General features: G+C 57.5%; 1 protein-coding gene. It reads left to right on the top strand.

The window, feature by feature from the left end:
• Positions 1–72: 72 nt before the first annotated feature.
• Positions 73–1,181, top strand: a protein-coding gene (locus PCE31106_RS23870; protein ID WP_150564896.1) for an IS3 family transposase whose coding sequence is annotated in 2 segments (ribosomal slippage) — positions 73–322 and positions 322–1,181 — 1,110 coding nt in all. Because the reading frame shifts where the segments join, the coding sequence is not laid out codon by codon here.
• Positions 1,182–1,213: the final 32 nt, after the last annotated feature.

The following is a 1,213-nucleotide window of genomic DNA, read 5'->3' as shown; positions in this document are numbered from 1 at the left end:
TGACCTGTCCTGAAAATTTCGTACCAATCAAATCTAGGGATAATGGCTCCTCAGCTCAGATGAGGAGTTGGCATGAAGAAAAGCCGGTACAGCGACGAACAGATTGTGCGGATACTGCGTGAAGCGGATCGTGACACGGTGCCTGAGGTGGCCAAGCGCCACGGCGTAAGCGAAGCGTCGATCTACGCTTGGCGCAAGCGCTTCGGTGAAATGGTCAGCGACGACGTAAAGCGCCTCAAAGCACTAGAGGCGGAGAACGTCCGACTGAAGAAGCTGGTCGCCGACCAGGCGCTCGATATCCAAGTCCTGAAGGAGATCGGCGCAAAAAAGTGGTGAGCGTGCAGGCTCGCTGTGAGCAAGCCCGGTTTGCGATGGCACGGGGCTTGAGCCAACGGCGAGCGTGCACGCTGATGCAGGTCAGCCGTTCGAGCTTGGATTACGAGCTCAAGATGCCGAGCAAGAACGCGCCAGTGATCGATGCGATGCGAGCATTGTCGGGGCAATTCCCGCGCTTCGGTTCGCGTCGCATTCGAGTATTGCTCGGGCGTGAGGGCATTGTGGTCGGTCGTGACCGATGCGCTTCGCTTTGGGCGCAGGCGGGTTTGCAAGTGCCAAAGAAACGTCGTAGACGCCGCGTAGCAGGCAGTCGTCCAAGGCCCCACGCACCGGCAGCTCGCAACTCGGTTTGGTGCTATGACTTTGTATTCGATGCCTGTGCGAACGGTCAGCAAGTCAAATGCCTGACGGTGGTCGACGAATATACGCGGGAGTGCCTGGCGATCGATGTGGCGGGATCGATTCGCTCTCGTCGAGTCATTGACGTGTTAAGTCGGTTGATCAGCGTGCATGGCGCACCCCGTTATCTTCGGTCGGACAACGGGCCGGAATTTGTCAGCACGGCGTTGTTGAAATGGGCGGTACAGGAGCAGATCGAGACAGCGTTGATTGATCCGGGCAAGCCTTGGCAGAACGGAACCAACGAGAGCTTCAACGGTAAATTCCGTGATGAATGCTTGGCGATGGAGTGGTTTCGCAATCGGATTGAAGCGAAGATCGTGATCGAGGACTGGCGCACGCACTACAACGAGGTGCGCCCGCATTCGAGTTTGCAGTACCTGACCCCCGCCGAATTCCGTCGGGTCAGCGAATGTAGTTCAACCACCGGGGCCGTGATTCCCTAGACGCCAGTGGTACGAAAAAAGCAGTCAGGTCA

The sequence above is a fragment of the Pandoraea cepalis genome (assembly GCF_902459665.1).
Lineage (GTDB): Bacteria > Pseudomonadota > Gammaproteobacteria > Burkholderiales > Burkholderiaceae > Pandoraea > Pandoraea cepalis.
This window is presented reverse-complemented; position numbering and strand designations above follow the sequence as displayed.